This window comes from Streptomyces sp. NPDC034099 (genome assembly GCF_055575415.1).
The window spans coordinates 15,948-30,704 of record NZ_JBVISR010000007.1; the positions used below are offsets into that span (position 1 = coordinate 15,948).

Sequence of the window (14,757 nt, forward strand, 5' to 3'; positions counted from 1 at the left end):
CGTTTTCCCTACCCGTCCTGCGACGACCTGCGGGAATTCACCGGGTGGATGACAGTCATCCACAGAATTGATTTCCCTGATCACTGATGGCGGGTCCAGATTAGTGCCACCGCAATCAGGAGGACCTGTCCGTGAAACCTGAAGCCGCGTCCGCCCTCTTCGCCGGACCCTTCGCCCTGGCCACCCTTTCCGCTCCCGAGGGCCCCGCCTTCCCCGCTCTCCTCACACCCGACGCCCAGGTGCTCGACCTGGGGCCCGTCCTCGGCGGCACCGGCCTGAGCATGCGCGGGCTCCTGGAGAACTGGGACTCGACGGCACCGCGACTGGCCGCGCTGGCCGACGACGGCACCCTGGCGCGCAGGCCGCTGGCGGAGTTCCGCGTACACGCGCCCGTCGAGCCGCGCCAGGTGTTCCAGTCCGGCGCCAACTACCGGCAGCACGTCATCGACCTCCACGTCGCGCACCGCGCGCCCGGTGACGAACGGCCGGAGAAGGAGCGGCGCGCCGAGGCCGCGGAGATCATGGACCGGCGGGCCGCCGAGGACCTGCCGTACGTGTTCATCGGCCTGCCGAGCGCGATCACCGGACCGTACGACGACGTCGTGCTGCCGTCCTGGGCCGAGAAGCCGGACTGGGAGCTGGAGTTGGCGGCGGTCATCGGCCGGACCGCCCACCGGGTGCCCGTCGAGGAGGCGCTCGGCCACGTCGCGGGTTACACGATCGCCAACGACCTCACCGACCGTGCCACGGTCTTCCGCCGGGACATGCCGCAGATCGGCACCGACTGGCTGCGCAGCAAGAACGCGCCCGGCTTCACCCCGCTCGGCCCCTTCATCGTGCCCACCGGATCGGTCACCGACCCGGACGATCTGCGGCTGACGCTGAAGCTCAACGGCGAGACCATGCAGGACGAGTCGACCAAGGACATGATCTTCGACGTGGCGCGGATGGTGTCCTACGCCTCGCAGACCGCCCGGCTCCTCCCCGGCGACCTGGTCCTGACCGGCTCCCCGGCCGGCAACGGCATGCACTGGGGGCGGCTGCTGCGCGACGGCGACGTCATGGACGCCTCCATCACCGGGCTCGGTGCCCAGCGCACCCGCTGCGTGGCGGAGGTGACCGAGTGACCCTGGACCGCACGGACCCCGCGGGCTCGGTCGCCCGGGCCGCGAAGGCGTACTCCAACTGGGGCCGCTGGGGCGAGGACGACGTGCTGGGGACGCTCAACTTCCTGGACGAGGCCAAGCGCCGCGAGGGAGCCGCGTTGATCCGACGGGGCGTCAGCTTCTCCCTCTCGCAGCGGTTCGACATGAACGGCCCGCAGAAGGGCTGGCGCAGGCGCACCAACCCGGTGCACACCATGCTCGACACCGGCGCCGACGCCGCGCTCGGCAACCAGGGCTTCCCGCACGGCATCGGCGGCGCCGACGACGTCATCGCCATGCCGCTGCAGTGCTCCACCCAGTGGGACGGGCTCGGGCACATCTTCGACCACGGCAAGGCGTGGAACGGGCGCCCGGCGGAGAAGGTCGTCACCTCCGACGGTGACCTGGTCACCGGCATCGAGCACATGGCCCCGCACGTCGCCGGACGCGGTGTCCTGCTGGACGTCGGCCGCGCGGTCGGCGAGAACGGGGAGCTGCCCGACGGCTTCGCGGTCACCGAGGAGCACCTGACGGCGACCGCCGCGGCCCAGGGCGTGACCGTGGGGCGCGGAGACATCGTGCTGGTGCGCACCGGGCAGCTCACCCGGGTCCGGCGCGAGGGCTGGGGCGACTACGCGGGCGGTCCCGCGCCCGGCCTGTCGTTCACCACGGCCGGCTGGCTGCACGGCAGCGAGATCGCCGCGATCGCCACCGACACCTGGGGCTTCGAGGTCCGTCCGAACGAGTTCGAGCACGCCTTCCAGCCGTTGCACCAGGTCGCCATCCCCCACCTCGGCCTGCTGATCGGCGAGATGTGGGACCTAGACGCCCTCGCCGAGGACTGCGCGGCCGACGCGGAGTACGCGTTCTGGCTCACCGCGGCCCCCCTGCCCATCACCGGCGCGGTCGGCTCGCCCGTCAACCCGATCGCGGTCAAGTAGACCGAGGAACGAAGGAGTTCTTCATGACCCAGCCCCGCACGGTCCTCGTCGTCGGTGGCGGCGCGGCCGGCAACGCGGTGACGATCCTGCTGCGCCGCGCCGGTCTCACCGTGGACCTGGTCGAGGCCAGGGACGACTGGAACGCCACCGCCGGCTCGGGCATCACCCTCCAGGGCAACGCCCTGCGCGTGCTGCGCGAACTCGGTGTCTGGGAACAGGTGGAGGCGTCCGGCTTCGGCTTCAGTTCGGTCGGTATCACCGCCCCCGACGGCACCGTCCTGCACGCCCAGGACGACCTGCGCACCGGCGGCGACGACCTGCCCGCCACCGTCGGCATGCAGCGCCCGCGGCTCCAGCGGATTCTGATCGAGGCCGTCCGGGCGAGCGGCGCCACCGTCCGGCTCGGCACCACCACCGAGATCCTGGGCCAGGACGCCGGCGGTGTCTCCGTACGGCTCAGCGACGGCACCGAGGCCCGCTACGACCTGGTGATCGCCGCCGACGGCCTCGGCTCCGCCACCCGCGCCGCGATCGGCATCACCGACAAGCCCGAGCCCACCGGGATGGCGATCTGGCGGGTCGCCGCCCCGCGCCCGGCGGGAGTCGTCCGCACCGACCTCGCCTACGGGGGCCCGGCCTACATCGCCGGGTACTGCCCCACCAGCGAGACGACGCTGTACGCGTACGTCGTCGAGGCCAACCGCGACCGCGCCTCCATACCGCCGCAGACCTACGCCGACGAGATGCGGCGGCTGGCCTCGGCGTACGGCGGTTTCTGGCCGGAGATCACCGAGCACATCACCGACCCGGCGAAGGTCAACTACACCTGGTTCGACCGGCTGCTGGTCGAGGGCTCCTGGCATCGCGGCCGCGTGGTCCTCGTCGGCGACGCCGCCCACTGCTGCCCGCCCACCCTCGCCCAGGGCGCCGCCCTGTCGCTGGAGGACGCGCTCGTCCTCGCCGAGATGCTGACCGCCGCGGAGACCTGGGACGACGCGCTGTTCCAGGCGTACCACGAGCGGCGGATCACCCGCGTTCGCCCGGTCGTGGAGGCGTCGGTGCGGATCGGGCAGTGGCAGCTGGACGGCGTGCGCGACGCCGATGTGCCCGGTCTGATGGCCCGCACCATGACCCTGCTGCGGGAGCTGCCGTGACCGTTCCGGAACTCGGGGCGCTGGCCCCCACCGTGGACGTGCACGCGCACGTCCTGCTGCCGGAGGTCGAGGCGCTGGTGGCGGGCGAGCGAGGGCTCGCCGAGGCGCGGGCCCTGGACGCCCGCCGCAACGGCCCGGCCGCACTCGCCGTCAGCGGGCCCATGCTCCGCGAGCGCTTGACCCGGCTGACCGACGTGACCGTACGGCTGGCGGCGATGGACGCCCAGGGCGTGGACGTCCAGCTGGTCAGCCCCTCCCCCTCGCACTACCACTACTGGGCCGACGAGACGACCGCGGAGAAGGTCTGCCGGCTGGCCGGCGAGGCCACCGCCGCGCACTGTGCGGCCGCTCCCGACCGGCTGCGCGGACTGGGCCTGGTGCCGCTCCAGCACCCGGCGCTCGCGGTCGACGCGCTCGACCACGCCCTCGCGCAGGGGCTGCTCGGTGTGGAGATCTCCAGCCACGCACCCGGACGCGAACTCTCCGACCCGGCCTACGAACCCTTCTGGTCCCGGGCCGAGGAGACGGGCGCACTGCTCTTCCTGCACCCCTTCGGCTGCACCCTCGACGAGCGCCTCGACCAGTGGTACCTGTCCAACACCGTCGGCCAGCCCACCGAGAACGCCGTCGCCCTCTCGCACCTGATCTTCTCCGGTGTCCTGGACCGGCACCCGGGTCTGAAGTTGATCGCCGCGCACGGCGGCGGTTACCTCCCCACCCACATCGGCCGTTCCGACCACGCCTGGTCGGCGCGCTCCGACGCGGGCGCCGGCTGCGCCCACCCGCCCAGCAGCTATCTGAAGCGGCTGTACTTCGACTCGCTCGTCCACGACCCGGGCGTACTGCGGGAGCTGGTCCGGGTCGCCGGTGCGGACCGGGTGCTGCTCGGTTCGGACTTCCCCTTCGACATGGGCACCGAGGACCCGGTCGGCGCCCTGCGCGCCGCCGGGCTCCCCGAGGCCGGCTTCCACGCCGTCCGCGGCGGCAACGCGGCGGACCTCCTCCGGAAGGACTGACACCATGCGTCTGCTCACCCACCTGCGGCACGTCGACCTCGCCGTGCCCGACTACGACAAGCAGCTCGACTTCTACGCCGGCGTCTGGGGCCTGACCAAGGTCGCCGAGGACTCCGGCATCTCCTTCCTGGCCGCCGAGGGCTCCCCGGAGCAGTACGTCGTCCGGCTCCGCAAGGCCGACGAGAAGCGCCTCGACCTCGTCTCCTACGGCGCTGCGAGCCCCGCCGTCGTCGACACGCTCGCGGAGCAACTGCTCGCGGGAGGCGTGCAGTTGCTGTCCCGGCCGGGCAAGGTCGACACCCCCGGCGGCGGATACGGCTTCCGCTTCTTCGACGTCGACGGCCGCACCATCGAGGTCTCCGCCGACGTGGAGGTGCGGCAGCACCGCAGGATCGAGGAGAAGGAGTCCATCCCGGTCAAGCTGAGCCACGTCGTCCTCAACTCCCCCGACCTGAACCGCACCCGCGAGTGGTACGAACACCACCTCGGCTTCGCCCTGTCCGACACGCTGAGCTCGCCGCACATGGGCGAGGTCATGCACTTCATGCGGATCAGCAACCAGCACCACTCCATGGCCATCGCCCAGGGCCCGCACACCGCGCTGCACCACGTCTCCTTCGAGATGCGCGGCATCGACGAGTACATGCGCGGCTCCGGACGGGTCATCCGGGCCGGCTTCAAGAAGATCTGGGGCCCCGGACGGCACATGGCGGGCGACAACACCTTCACGTACTTCCTGGACCCGCACGGCAACACCGTGGAGTACACCACCGAGCTGGAGTGCCTGGACGAGGACACCTGGCACCCGCACGTCTACGACTTCTCCCAGCCGGAGGTCACCGACCAGTGGGGCACCGCCAACCCCATGAACGAGCTGATCGCCAAGGAGTCCTTCAACGACCCCGACCGCGGCGTCTTCGTCGCCCCTCCGGTCTAGGCCGTCGAGGCCGTCGACTCCGGGGACGCGGCGGTACGGCCCCCGCCCTGGCGCGCGCTGCCGCGTTCCCGTTGTGCATCCCCCTGACCTGACCGACTCCGCTGGAGCCGCACCATGCGTTTCGCCGCATACGAACATCAAGACCGCCGCCGGGTGGCGGTAGTGGAAGAGGACGACACTCTCTTCCCCCTTCCCGGCGCCATCTCGCTCACCGCACTGATCCAGGCGACCGACGGGCTCCCCGGACTGCTCGCCGCCGGCGCAGCGGCCCTCGACGTGCCGCCCGGCCCGCACGCCTCCGAAGTACGGCTGCTGCCCCCGCTGCAGCCCGCCTCGGTACGGGACTTCGTGACCTTCGAGGAGCACGTGGAGGGGGTACGCCGGTCCGTGGAGAGCACCGGCGGCGTCCCCGAGCAGTGGTACGCGGCCCCGACGTTCTACTTCACCAACCCCCACGCGGTCTACGGCCACCGCGACGGCATCCCGGTCCCGCCCGGCTCGGCCGTGCTGGACTTCGAGTTGGAGGTGGGCGCCGTGATCGGCCGGGAGGGCCGCGACCTCACCCCGGAACGGGCCCGCGACCACATCGTCGGCTACACGGTCTTCAACGACTGGTCCGCCCGTGACCTGCAGTCCTCCGAGATGAAGGTCGGCCTCGGCCCCTGCAAGGGCAAGGACACCGCCACCGCCCTCGGCCCGTACCTCGTCACCGCCGACGAGTTGGAGAGGTACCGGGACTCCGAAGGCTTCCTGCGGCTGGCCCTGAGCGCCGAGGTCAACGGCGCTAAGGTCGGCGCGGACCTGCTGTCCAACATGAGCTGGACGTTCGAGGAGATGACCGCCTACGCCTCCCGCGGCACCCGCGTCGTCCCCGGCGACGTCCTCGGCTCGGGCACCTGCGGCAACGGCGGCTGCCTCGCCGAACTCTGGGGCCGGCGCGGCGAGCAGACCCCGGCGCCGCTGAAGCCCGGGGACACCGTCACGCTCACCGTCGAGGGCATCGGCACCCTCACCAACACCGTCGTTCCCGGTGTCGGGCCCGTCCCGTTGCCGGCCGGCCGGCGCCGGTCCCGGGAGCGGCCGTGAGCGACCTGCGCCCCGAGAGGCTGCTCGGCAAGGTGGTCGTCGTCACCGGCGCGGCCCGCGGGCAGGGCGCCGCCGCGGCCGAGTCGCTCACCCGGGAGGGCGCCCACGTCGTCGCCACCGACGTGACCGGGGCGCCCGGCTGCCGGCGTCTCGACGTCAGCAGCGAGCGGGACTGGGCCCGGCTCGCCTCCGAGCTGCGGGAGTCGTACGGGCGGGTGCACGGCCTGGTCAACAACGCCGGCATCACCTGGCGGGCCCGCGTCGGCGACGTACGCCCCGAGGACATGGCCCGCGTCCACGCGGTCAACGTCACCGGCCCGCTGCTCGGCATCCAGCACCTCGCCCCGCTCATGCCACCGGGCTCCTCCGTCGTCAACGTCGGCTCCTCGGCGGCCCTCACCGCGCACTACCCGGTCGCCTACACGACCAGCAAGTGGGCGCTGCGCGGCCTGTCCAGGACCGCCGCCCTGGAACTGGGACCGCGCGGCATCCGGGTCAACACGATCCACCCCGGCTACATCGAGACCGGGATGACCGCCTCCGCCGCGCCCGCCTTCCGCGAGGCCAACGTCCGCGAGACGCCGCTCGGCCGCACCGGAACCGTCGACGAGGTGGCGCCCCTGGTCGTGTTCCTGCTGTCCGACGACGCGTCGTTCATCAGCGGCGCGGAGATCCCGGTGGACGGCGGCATGACCGCGCACGGCGGCGTCAAGTCCGTCTCGGACGCCCTGCGCGAGGGGCCGCCGTGAAGCGGCTCGACGGCAAGGTGGCACCGGTCTCGGCCTGCCCGCACGAGGAGGCCGTCGGGACCGCGGCCGGCCGTACGCGGAGTCGGCCGCGTCGTCGCACGTGAGAAACCCGGCGACGTCGGCGATCACCTGCCGGGATACTGGTCGCCCATGGATGAGGTCGAAGTCGTCGTCGCCCACTCCGAGCGCGCGACTCTGCGCGTCGGCGACGTGTTCCTGAAGGTGGACTCCGATCAGGCGCGCATCGACGCCGAGGTCGAGGCGATGTCCCTGGCGCCGGTCCCGACCCCGGAGGTCCTGTGGCGCAGGCCGCCCGTGCTCGCGATCGCCGCGCTTCCGGGGACGACGCTTGGGCGCCTCGGTGGGCCGTCGACCGGGTCGCCCGCGGCGTGGGCCGCGGCGGGCGCCGCCATCCGGAAGCTGCACGACGCGCCGCCGCCGTCCCGACCGGGCCGGGCCGGGCGGAGCACCGTCGCGCTGGCGGCGGAACTCGACGACGAGTGCGAGTCGCTCGTGACGAACGGCGTCCTGCCCGCGGACCTGGTCGCCCGCAACCGCCGGGTCGCCGGGGCCGCGCTCCGGCCGTGGACCCCGGCGTTCACGCACGGCGACCTGCAGATCGCGCACGTCTTCCTCGACGGCGACGAGGTCACGGGCATCATCGACTGGTCCGAGGCGGGCCGGGGTGACGCCCTGTACGACCTCGCCACCTTCACGCTCGGACATGAGGAGCACCTCGACGACGTCGTCGCCGGCTACGGCACCGACGTCGACCTGGAGGTGATCCACGCGTGGTGGTCGTTGCGCAGCCTGCTGTCGGTGCGCTGGCTGATCGGGCACGGCTTCGACCCGTTCGCGCCGGGCTGCGAGGTCGACGTGCTGAGATCCCGGATGTGAGGGACCGGGGATCAGGACCGGTGCTTCGGCGCGGCGAGCTGTACGAGCCGGGGCTCCGGTGCGGCGCAGCAGCCGCCGCCTTCGGTCTGCTGGGCGTCGGGGGTGTCGAACAGGCCCGCGCCGCCGCAGACTCCGGTCTCGGGGAGGGTGAGTTCTACGCGGTCGGCGGCGTCGAGGTCACCGGCGAGGGCCGCGGCGACGGAGCGGACCTGCTCGTACCCGGTCATGGCGAGGAAGGTGGGGGCGCGGCCGTAGGACTTCATGCCGACCAGGTAGACGCCCTGCTCGGGGTGGGAGAGCTCGCGGTGGCCGTGCGGGTAAACGGTGCCGCAGGAGTGCTGGTTGGGGTCGATCAGCGGGGCGAGTTCCACCGGTGCCTGGAGGCGCTCGTCCAGGCCCAGGCGCAGTTCGTCCAGGAAGGACAGGTCGGGGCGGAAGCCGGTCAGCACGATCACCTCGTCCACCGGGTCGAGGCGGCGGCCGTCCTCGCCGAGGAGGACGAGGCGGCCGTCGGCGTCGCGTTCGAACGCCTCGGTGCGGAAGCCGGTGACCGCGTCGGCGTGCCCCTTGTCGACGGCGGCCTTGGCGGCGAGGCCGAGGGCGCCGCGGGCGGGGAGCTGGTCGGCGGTGCCGCCGCCGAGGGTGGAGCCGGAGATGCCGCGGCGCAGGATCCACACCGCGTGGGTGCCCGTACCGTCCTCGGACTCGGCCAGCTCGGCGAGGTACGCGAGCGCGGTGAACGCGGACGCGCCCGAGCCGATGACGGCGGTGCGCCTGCCCGCGTACCGGGCGCGGACGGCCGGGTTCGCCAGGTCCGGCACGCGGTAGGTGATCCGGTCGGCCGCCGCCTTCTCACCGAGCGCGGGCAGGCCGCTGCCGCCGGCCGGGCCGGCCGTGGTCCAGGTGCCGGAGGCGTCGATCACGGCGCGGGCGAGGACGCGCTCCTCCCGGCCGTCGGCGTACTCGACGTGCACGACGAACGGCTGCCGCTCCCGGTCGGCGTCGACGATCCGGTCGCGGCCGGCCCGGGAGACGCCGGTGACGGTGGCCCCGGTGCGCACCCGGTCGCCGAGCGCGTCGGCGAGGGGCTGCAGGTACTGCTCGGCCCACTCTCCGCCGGACGGATACGCCGCCGGGTCGGGCCCGGTCCAGCCCGCGGGGGCGAGGAGCTTCTCGGCGGCCGGATCGACGACTTCGCCCCAGGTGGAGAACAGGCGTACGTGGCTCCACGCACGCACGGCCGCGCCGGCCTGGTCGCCCGCTTCGAGAACGAGGGGTGCGACACCGCGCTCGACGAGGTGGGCGGCGGCGGCGAGTCCGACGGGACCGGCCCCGATGACGACGACGGGGAGCTGATGGGTGCTCGTGGCCACGACGACTCCTTGATTCGATGTCTGTCGATGTGTCTCTATGCCCCGGAGCTTGCCACCCGTATCGACGAGCGTCAACATAGACACATGTCGAATTCAGAGGTCGTGGAGCTCCCCGCCCTTCAGGACGGGGACGTCGTGCCGTGCTGCCCGCCGATCACCGCCGGGGAGCTGTCCCGGGCGGACGCGGAGAAGATGGCCGCCATGTTCAAGGCACTGTCCGACCCGGTGCGCCTGCGCCTGTTCTCCAAGATCGCCTCGCATCCGGGCGGCGAGGCGTGCGTGTGCGACATCGCGGACGTCGGCGTCTCGCAGCCGACCGTCTCCCATCACCTGAAGAAGCTCCGCGAGGCCGGACTGCTGACCTCCGAACGGCGCGGCACCTGGGTCTACTACCAGGTCGCCCCGTCCGTGGTGGCGGCCATGGCGGCCATGCTCGACCTGCGCGGCTGACCGCCGCCGGGGCCGGCGGCGAGCCCTGCTCGGCCGCCCCCGGCCGCCATCACGTCCACGTCCGCGTCAGCGGGTCGTCGTCACCGCGCCGGCGGTGAATCTCTTGCGCCAGGCGAGCGCGACGTGGACGAGGCCGATCAGGACCGGTACTTCGATGAGCGGCCCGACGACGCCGGAGAGGGCCTGGCCGGAGGTGACGCCGAAGGTGGCGATGGCGACCGCGATGGCCAGCTCGAAGTTGTTGCCCGCCGCCGTGAAGGCGAGGGTGGTGGTGCGGTCGTAGGCCAGGCCGAGGCCCTTGCCGAGGAGGAAGGTGCCGAAGAACATGACCGCGAAGTACACCAGCAGCGGCAGCGCGATCCGGGCGACGTCCAGCGGCTGGGACGTGATGGTCCTGCCCTGGAGGGCGAAGAGAACGACGATCGTGAACAGCAGCCCGTACAGCGCCCAGGGGCCGATCCTCGGCAGGAAACGGGCCTCGTACCCCTCGCGGCCCAGCTTCCTCTCGCCGGTCCGGCGGGTCAGGAAGCCGGCCAGCAGCGGGACGCCCAGGAAGACGACCACGTTGAAGGCGATCTCCCCCATCGAGATGTCCAGGCGCTCCCCGTCGCCCAGGCCCAGCCAGCCGGGCAGCAGATCGAGGTAGAACCAGCCGAGCAGGCCGAACGCCAGGACCTGGAAGACCGAGTTGAGCGCGACGAGCACGGCCGCGGCCTCGCGGTCGCCGCAGGCGAGGTCGTTCCAGATGATGACCATGGCGATGCAGCGGGCCAGGCCGACGATGATCAGACCGGTGCGGTACTCGGGGAGATCCGGCAGGAAGATCCACGCCAGGGCGAACATGACCGCGGGTCCGAGGACCCAGTTGACGACCAGGGAGGAGATCATCAGCCTGCGGTCGCCGGTGACGGCGTCCAGCCTGTCGTAGCGGACCTTCGCCAGGACCGGATACATCATGATCAGCAGGCCGAGGGCGATCGGCAGGGAGACACCGCCGACCTCCACCTTCGCCAACGCGTCGTCCAGCCCGGGGATCACCCGTCCGAGGCCCAGGCCGACGGCCATGGCGATGAGGATCCACACCGCCAGGTAGCGGTCGAGGGTGGAGAGCTTCCTGGCGATCGAGTCGTCCCCGACCCCGGCCCGAGCGGAGGTGGTGGGCTCGGTGGAGGTCACGGGCAGGCCCTCTTGTTGTCGGCGGCGGTGCGGGCGGACTCGGCCAGGCCGGCGAACCGCCCGGCGAGCTGGGCGATGACGTCGGGACGCAGCTTGTAGTAGGTGAAGCGCCCGCACGGCTCGGTCTCCACGACCCCGGCCTCGCGCAGGACCCTCAGATGGTTGGAGAGGTTGGTCTGCCGGGCGCCGGTCTCCTCGACGAGGTGGGTGGTGCACAGCGTCTCGCGGGCGAGCAGGGTCACGATCCGCAGCCTGAGCGGGTCGGCCAGCACCCGGATCAGGTCAGCGTCGACTGACGTCATCATGGGCTGATACTGTCACATCACCCTGCACTGATAACAGCCGAGGCTGATCCGTGGGCCGGTCGATCCGCCGAACCCGCGACGACATGAAGGCTCTCTCACTTTGTGAAGGAAGAACGCATGTCCTCCGCTCCGCCCGCCTCCGTGCTGTTCGTCTGCGTCCACAACGCCGGCCGCTCCCAGATGGCCGCCGGCTTCCTCCAGCACCTCGCGGGCGACCGCGTCGAGGTCCGCTCCGCAGGCTCCGTCCCGGGCGAACAGGTCAACCCGGCCGCCGTGGAGGCGATGAAGGAGGTCGGTGTCGACATCGCCGGCGCCAGGCCGAAGGTCCTGACCACCGAGGCCGTTCAGGCGTCCGACTACGTCATCACCATGGGCTGTGGCGACGCCTGCCCCGTCTTTCCCGGCAAGAAGTACCTCGACTGGGCCCTGGAAGACCCGGCCGGCAAGGGCGTCGACGCCGTCCGCCCCATCCGCGACGAGATCAGGACTCGCGTCGAGGCCCTCGTCGCCGAGCTCGACGCGCAGCAGAGGCGTGACCGGGCGCGGTCCTGACCGACTCACGGTTCGTCAGTGGCCGCCGGTGAGCTGTCCGGCGAGGCGCCGGCGCATGTCGGCGCTGGGCGGGTTCAGGCCCACGATGGTGACCTTCTTGCCGCGTTGGGCGTACTTGGTCTCGATCGCGTCCAGCGCGGCGACCGATGACGCGTCCCAGATGTGGGTGCCGGAGAGGTCGATGACGACGTCGTCGGGGTCGTCCTTGTAGTCGAACTGGTAGACGAGGTCGTTGGAGGAGGCGAAGAACAGCTCCCCGGTGACCGAGTAGACGACCTGCCTGCCCTCGGGGTCGACGACGCCGGAGACGTGGGCCAGGTGAGCGACCCGCTTGGCGAAGACGATCATCGCGGCGATGGTGCCGACGACCACGCCGATGGCCAGGTTGTGGGTGGTGACCACACACGCGACGGTGATGACCATGACGACGGTCTCGCCGACCGGCATCCGCTTGAGCGTCCTGGGCCGGATCGAGTGCCAGTCGAAGGTGCCGACCGAAACCATGATCATGACGGCGACCAGGGCGGCCATCGGGATGTCGGACACGACGGGGCCGAAGACGACCACCAGGATGATCAGGAAGGTGCCGGCCAGGAAGGTGGAGAGCCGGGTGCGGGCGCCCGAGACCTTCACGTTGATCATGGTCTGGCCGATCATGGCGCAGCCGCCCATGCCGCCGAAGAAGCCGGTGACGATGTTGGCGATGCCCTGGCCGATCGACTCGCGGGTCTTGCCCGACCGGGTGTCGGTGATGTCGTCGACCAGCTTGGCCGTCATCAGCGACTCCATCAGGCCCACCAGCGCCATGGCGAGCGCGTACGGGGCGATGGTGGTCAGCGTGTCCAGGGTGAACGGAACGTCCGGCAGGCCCGGCACCGGCAGGGAGGACGGCAGCTCGCCCTTGTCGCCCACGTCGGGGACGGCGATGCCCGCACCGACAGTGATCACGGTCAGGATGACGATGGAGACCAGCGGTGCCGGGATCACCCTGGTGACCTTCGGGAAGAACACCATCAGGGCCAGGCCGGCGGCGATGAGCGGGTAGACGGCCCAGGGCACGTCGTGCATCTCCGGCACCTGGGCCATGAAGATCAGGACGGCCAGGGCGTTGACGAAGCCCACCATGACGCTGCGCGGCACGAACCGCATCAGCTTGGCGATCCCGAGCGCGCCGAGGATCACCTGGAAGACGCCCGCGAGGATGACGGCGGCGACCAGGTACCCGAAGCCGTACTCGTGGTTGAGCGGCGCGATGACCAGGGCGACGGCGCCGGTGGCGGCGGAGATCATCGCCTTGCGGCCGCCCACGACGGAGATGACGACGGCCATCGTGAAGGAGGCGAACAGGCCGATCTCGGGGTCGACGCCGGCGATGATGGAGAACGAGATCGCCTCCGGGATGAGCGCCAGGGCGACGACCAGCCCGGCCAGTACCTCGGTGCGCACGACCTTGGGTGACGCGAGCCATTCGGGCCTGGACAGGCGCGGCTTGGGAGCGTGGGACAGCGGTGAGGACATGCGACCGTTTCTGTTCAGGCGCAGGCGTCCGTTGCCGCTGGACACACGCGCTCGGCGTACGTGATCCCGGTGAGGAATCGTCCGGCAGCCCAGCCGCCTCGGCGGGGGCCCTGCCGGACTGGGCGGCAACTCTCAGGTCGCCGGTCGGGCATCATTGCCCGGAAGTCTTCAGTGCAGCCGTGGACACTCTACCCTCACGTAAGAGCAGAGTGTGTTCTCGGAGCCCCGGCGGACCGAACGGACAGAGACGGCAGGACGATGACGGAGCAGCGGCACATGCAGATCGGCGAGGTGGCCGAACGGACCGGTTTGTCGCTGCGCACGATCCGTCACTACGAAGAGGTCGGCCTGGTCATTCCCTCGGCCCGCAGCAAGGGCGGTTTCCGCCTCTACACGGAGTCCGACGTCGACCGGCTCATGGTGATCCGCCGCATGAAGCCGCTGGACTTCTCCCTCGAGGAGATGCGGGACCTGCTGGACATCACCGACCGGCTCGCCGCACCCGACGAGCCACCGGTCGGCGAGGAGAGGGAACGGCTGCGGGAGCGTCTCGACTCCTACCGGAAGGTGGCCGACGTGCGCTGCGAGACCTTGCGCGCGCGCCTGACGATGGCCGAGGACTTCGCCGCCACCCTGCGGCGAAGGCTCGAGACCGACTCCCGGCAGGCAGCGGCCCGCACGGCAGCCGGCGAGGGAGAGGCGAACGGATGAGTCTGCGTTTCGAGGAGATCGACTGGCGGGAGACGCCGATCGGTGACATCAGCCTGCGAAGGCGCCGCCATCCGGCGACGGGCGAGGACGTCTACGAGGTGAAACTGGACGACGAGTTCCTGATGTCCAGCCTCTTCACGGCCGGCGAGATCGCGCTGGCCGAACTGGGGCTGGCGGGGCTGGCGGACGTCCGGCTGGACGTGGCCGTCGGGGGACTCGGACTGGGGTACACCGCCCGGGCCGCGCTGGACGACCCCCGGACGGACACCCTCACGGTGATCGACGCACTCGCCGAAGTCATCGACTGGCACCGACGCGGGCTGGTCCCCCTCGGTACCGCGCTGACCTCGGACGCGCGCTGCCGACTGGTGCACGGCGACTTCTTCGCGCTGGCCGCCGATCCCGGTGGACTGGACCCGACTATGCCGGGCCGTCGTTTCCACGCGGTCCTGCTGGACATCGACCACTCGCCGAGCCACGTGCTCAACCCCCGCCACGCCGCCCTTTACCGGCCCGCCGGGCTCCGCGCCCTGGCAACGCACCTCCACCCCGGCGGAGTGTTCGCCCTGTGGTCGAACGACCCGCCGGACGAGCAGTTCACCTCCGCGCTCGCGGACGCCTTCGCCGCACCGCGGGCTCACGTCGTCACGTTCGACAATCCCCTCCAAGGGGGCACCGCGACCAACACCGTGTACGTGGCGCACAAGAAGTAGCCGCCTCGGCCTCGGCAGAAGGTGGAGGGCCCGG

Annotated in this window: 16 protein-coding genes; 12 read left to right on the forward strand and 4 right to left on the reverse strand. The window is 71.6% G+C overall.

The genetic code is table 11. The annotated features are described in order from the left end of the window. Positions 1-125 precede the first annotated feature (125 nt). The 8 genes from ACZ56V_RS20740 (at position 126) to ACZ56V_RS20775 (ending at position 7,925) form a co-directional block, all read left to right on the forward strand. Complete coding sequence (locus tag ACZ56V_RS20740; RefSeq protein ID WP_468944664.1) at positions 126-1,127, forward strand: fumarylacetoacetate hydrolase family protein; 1,002 nt, start codon at positions 126-128, stop codon at positions 1,125-1,127. Beyond that, positions 1,124-2,086 (forward strand): cyclase family protein, encoded by a 963-nt coding sequence (locus ACZ56V_RS20745; RefSeq protein ID WP_398916258.1) that lies wholly within the window; start codon positions 1,124-1,126, stop codon positions 2,084-2,086. Before ACZ56V_RS20740 ends, ACZ56V_RS20745 begins: the two co-directional genes overlap by 4 nt. 23 nt (positions 2,087-2,109) lie before the next feature. Then, a complete protein-coding gene (locus tag ACZ56V_RS20750; protein ID WP_468944145.1) occupies positions 2,110-3,240 on the forward strand; it encodes an FAD-dependent oxidoreductase in 1,131 nt (376 codons plus the stop codon). Then, positions 3,237-4,256 carry an amidohydrolase family protein gene (locus ACZ56V_RS20755; RefSeq protein WP_468944148.1) on the forward strand — a complete coding sequence of 340 codons (1,020 nt, stop codon included), beginning with the start codon at positions 3,237-3,239 and terminating at the stop codon, positions 4,254-4,256. Before ACZ56V_RS20750 ends, ACZ56V_RS20755 begins: the two co-directional genes overlap by 4 nt. 4 nt (positions 4,257-4,260) lie before the next feature. Next, positions 4,261-5,193 carry a VOC family protein gene (locus ACZ56V_RS20760; protein WP_468944151.1) on the forward strand — a complete coding sequence of 311 codons (933 nt, stop codon included), beginning with the start codon at positions 4,261-4,263 and terminating at the stop codon, positions 5,191-5,193. A gap of 114 nt (positions 5,194-5,307) precedes the next feature. Beyond that, positions 5,308-6,279 (forward strand): fumarylacetoacetate hydrolase family protein, encoded by a 972-nt coding sequence (locus ACZ56V_RS20765; protein ID WP_468944154.1) that lies wholly within the window; start codon positions 5,308-5,310, stop codon positions 6,277-6,279. Then, positions 6,276-7,028: an SDR family oxidoreductase gene (locus tag ACZ56V_RS20770; RefSeq protein WP_468944157.1), complete on the forward strand. Its 753-nt coding sequence runs from the start codon at positions 6,276-6,278 to the stop codon at positions 7,026-7,028. Before ACZ56V_RS20765 ends, ACZ56V_RS20770 begins: the two co-directional genes overlap by 4 nt. Positions 7,029-7,178: 150 nt before the next feature. Continuing rightward, positions 7,179-7,925: a phosphotransferase family protein gene (locus tag ACZ56V_RS20775; RefSeq protein WP_468944159.1), complete on the forward strand. Its 747-nt coding sequence runs from the start codon at positions 7,179-7,181 to the stop codon at positions 7,923-7,925. 11 nt (positions 7,926-7,936) lie between these two features. Here ACZ56V_RS20775 and ACZ56V_RS20780 read toward each other — a convergent pair whose 3' ends face one another. Continuing rightward, positions 7,937-9,298, reverse strand: coding sequence for an NAD(P)-binding domain-containing protein (locus ACZ56V_RS20780; RefSeq protein WP_468944162.1), 1,362 nt, complete (start codon positions 9,296-9,298; stop codon positions 7,937-7,939). Between the two features lie 84 nt (positions 9,299-9,382). On the opposite strand from ACZ56V_RS20780, the gene ACZ56V_RS20785 reads away from it, so the two are divergent. Next, positions 9,383-9,748 (forward strand): ArsR/SmtB family transcription factor, encoded by a 366-nt coding sequence (locus ACZ56V_RS20785; RefSeq protein WP_468944165.1) that lies wholly within the window; start codon positions 9,383-9,385, stop codon positions 9,746-9,748. A 66-nt stretch (positions 9,749-9,814) separates the two neighbouring features. Here the strand turns inward: ACZ56V_RS20785 and arsB are convergent, their stop codons facing one another. Both arsB and ACZ56V_RS20795 read right to left on the reverse strand, forming a co-directional pair. Then, positions 9,815-10,924 (reverse strand): ACR3 family arsenite efflux transporter, encoded by a 1,110-nt coding sequence (gene arsB, locus ACZ56V_RS20790; RefSeq protein WP_468944168.1) that lies wholly within the window; start codon positions 10,922-10,924, stop codon positions 9,815-9,817. Next, positions 10,921-11,229, reverse strand: a complete 309-nt coding sequence (locus ACZ56V_RS20795) for an ArsR/SmtB family transcription factor (protein ID WP_398916237.1) — start codon at positions 11,227-11,229, stop codon at positions 10,921-10,923. Before ACZ56V_RS20795 ends, arsB begins: the two co-directional genes overlap by 4 nt. Before the next feature lie 117 nt (positions 11,230-11,346). Between ACZ56V_RS20795 and ACZ56V_RS20800 the strand changes: the two genes are divergently transcribed. Next, positions 11,347-11,781: an arsenate reductase ArsC gene (locus ACZ56V_RS20800; RefSeq protein WP_468944170.1), complete on the forward strand. Its 435-nt coding sequence runs from the start codon at positions 11,347-11,349 to the stop codon at positions 11,779-11,781. 15 nt (positions 11,782-11,796) lie between these two features. Here the strand turns inward: ACZ56V_RS20800 and ACZ56V_RS20805 are convergent, their stop codons facing one another. Further along, entirely contained in the window at positions 11,797-13,299 is a 1,503-nt protein-coding gene (locus tag ACZ56V_RS20805) for a SulP family inorganic anion transporter (RefSeq protein WP_398916233.1), read from the reverse strand. A gap of 258 nt (positions 13,300-13,557) precedes the next feature. On the opposite strand from ACZ56V_RS20805, the gene ACZ56V_RS20810 reads away from it, so the two are divergent. Together ACZ56V_RS20810 and ACZ56V_RS20815 are read left to right on the forward strand one after the other, a co-directional pair. Then, positions 13,558-14,010, forward strand: a complete 453-nt coding sequence (locus ACZ56V_RS20810) for a MerR family transcriptional regulator (RefSeq protein ID WP_398916231.1) — start codon at positions 13,558-13,560, stop codon at positions 14,008-14,010. Continuing rightward, positions 14,007-14,723, forward strand: coding sequence for a polyamine aminopropyltransferase (locus tag ACZ56V_RS20815; RefSeq protein ID WP_468944174.1), 717 nt, complete (start codon positions 14,007-14,009; stop codon positions 14,721-14,723). Before ACZ56V_RS20810 ends, ACZ56V_RS20815 begins: the two co-directional genes overlap by 4 nt. The last annotated feature ends 34 nt before the right edge of the window (positions 14,724-14,757 follow it).

Bases quoted from the DNA above. Each gene is read 5' to 3' on its own strand.
- ACZ56V_RS20775 (WP_468944159.1), top strand. From the start codon at position 7,179: ATGGATGAGGTCGAAGTCGTCGTCGCCCACTCCGAGCGCGCGACTCTG.
- ACZ56V_RS20810 (WP_398916231.1), top strand. From the start codon at position 13,558: ATGACGGAGCAGCGGCACATGCAGATCGGCGAGGTGGCCGAACGGACC.
- ACZ56V_RS20750 (WP_468944145.1), top strand. From the start codon at position 2,110: ATGACCCAGCCCCGCACGGTCCTCGTCGTCGGTGGCGGCGCGGCCGGC.
- ACZ56V_RS20785 (WP_468944165.1), top strand. From the start codon at position 9,383: ATGTCGAATTCAGAGGTCGTGGAGCTCCCCGCCCTTCAGGACGGGGAC.
- ACZ56V_RS20800 (WP_468944170.1), top strand. From the start codon at position 11,347: ATGTCCTCCGCTCCGCCCGCCTCCGTGCTGTTCGTCTGCGTCCACAAC.
- ACZ56V_RS20760 (WP_468944151.1), top strand. From the start codon at position 4,261: ATGCGTCTGCTCACCCACCTGCGGCACGTCGACCTCGCCGTGCCCGAC.
- ACZ56V_RS20795 (WP_398916237.1), bottom strand. From the start codon at position 11,229: ATGATGACGTCAGTCGACGCTGACCTGATCCGGGTGCTGGCCGACCCG.
- ACZ56V_RS20805 (WP_398916233.1), bottom strand. From the start codon at position 13,299: ATGTCCTCACCGCTGTCCCACGCTCCCAAGCCGCGCCTGTCCAGGCCC.
- ACZ56V_RS20765 (WP_468944154.1), top strand. From the start codon at position 5,308: ATGCGTTTCGCCGCATACGAACATCAAGACCGCCGCCGGGTGGCGGTA.
- ACZ56V_RS20815 (WP_468944174.1), top strand. From the start codon at position 14,007: ATGAGTCTGCGTTTCGAGGAGATCGACTGGCGGGAGACGCCGATCGGT.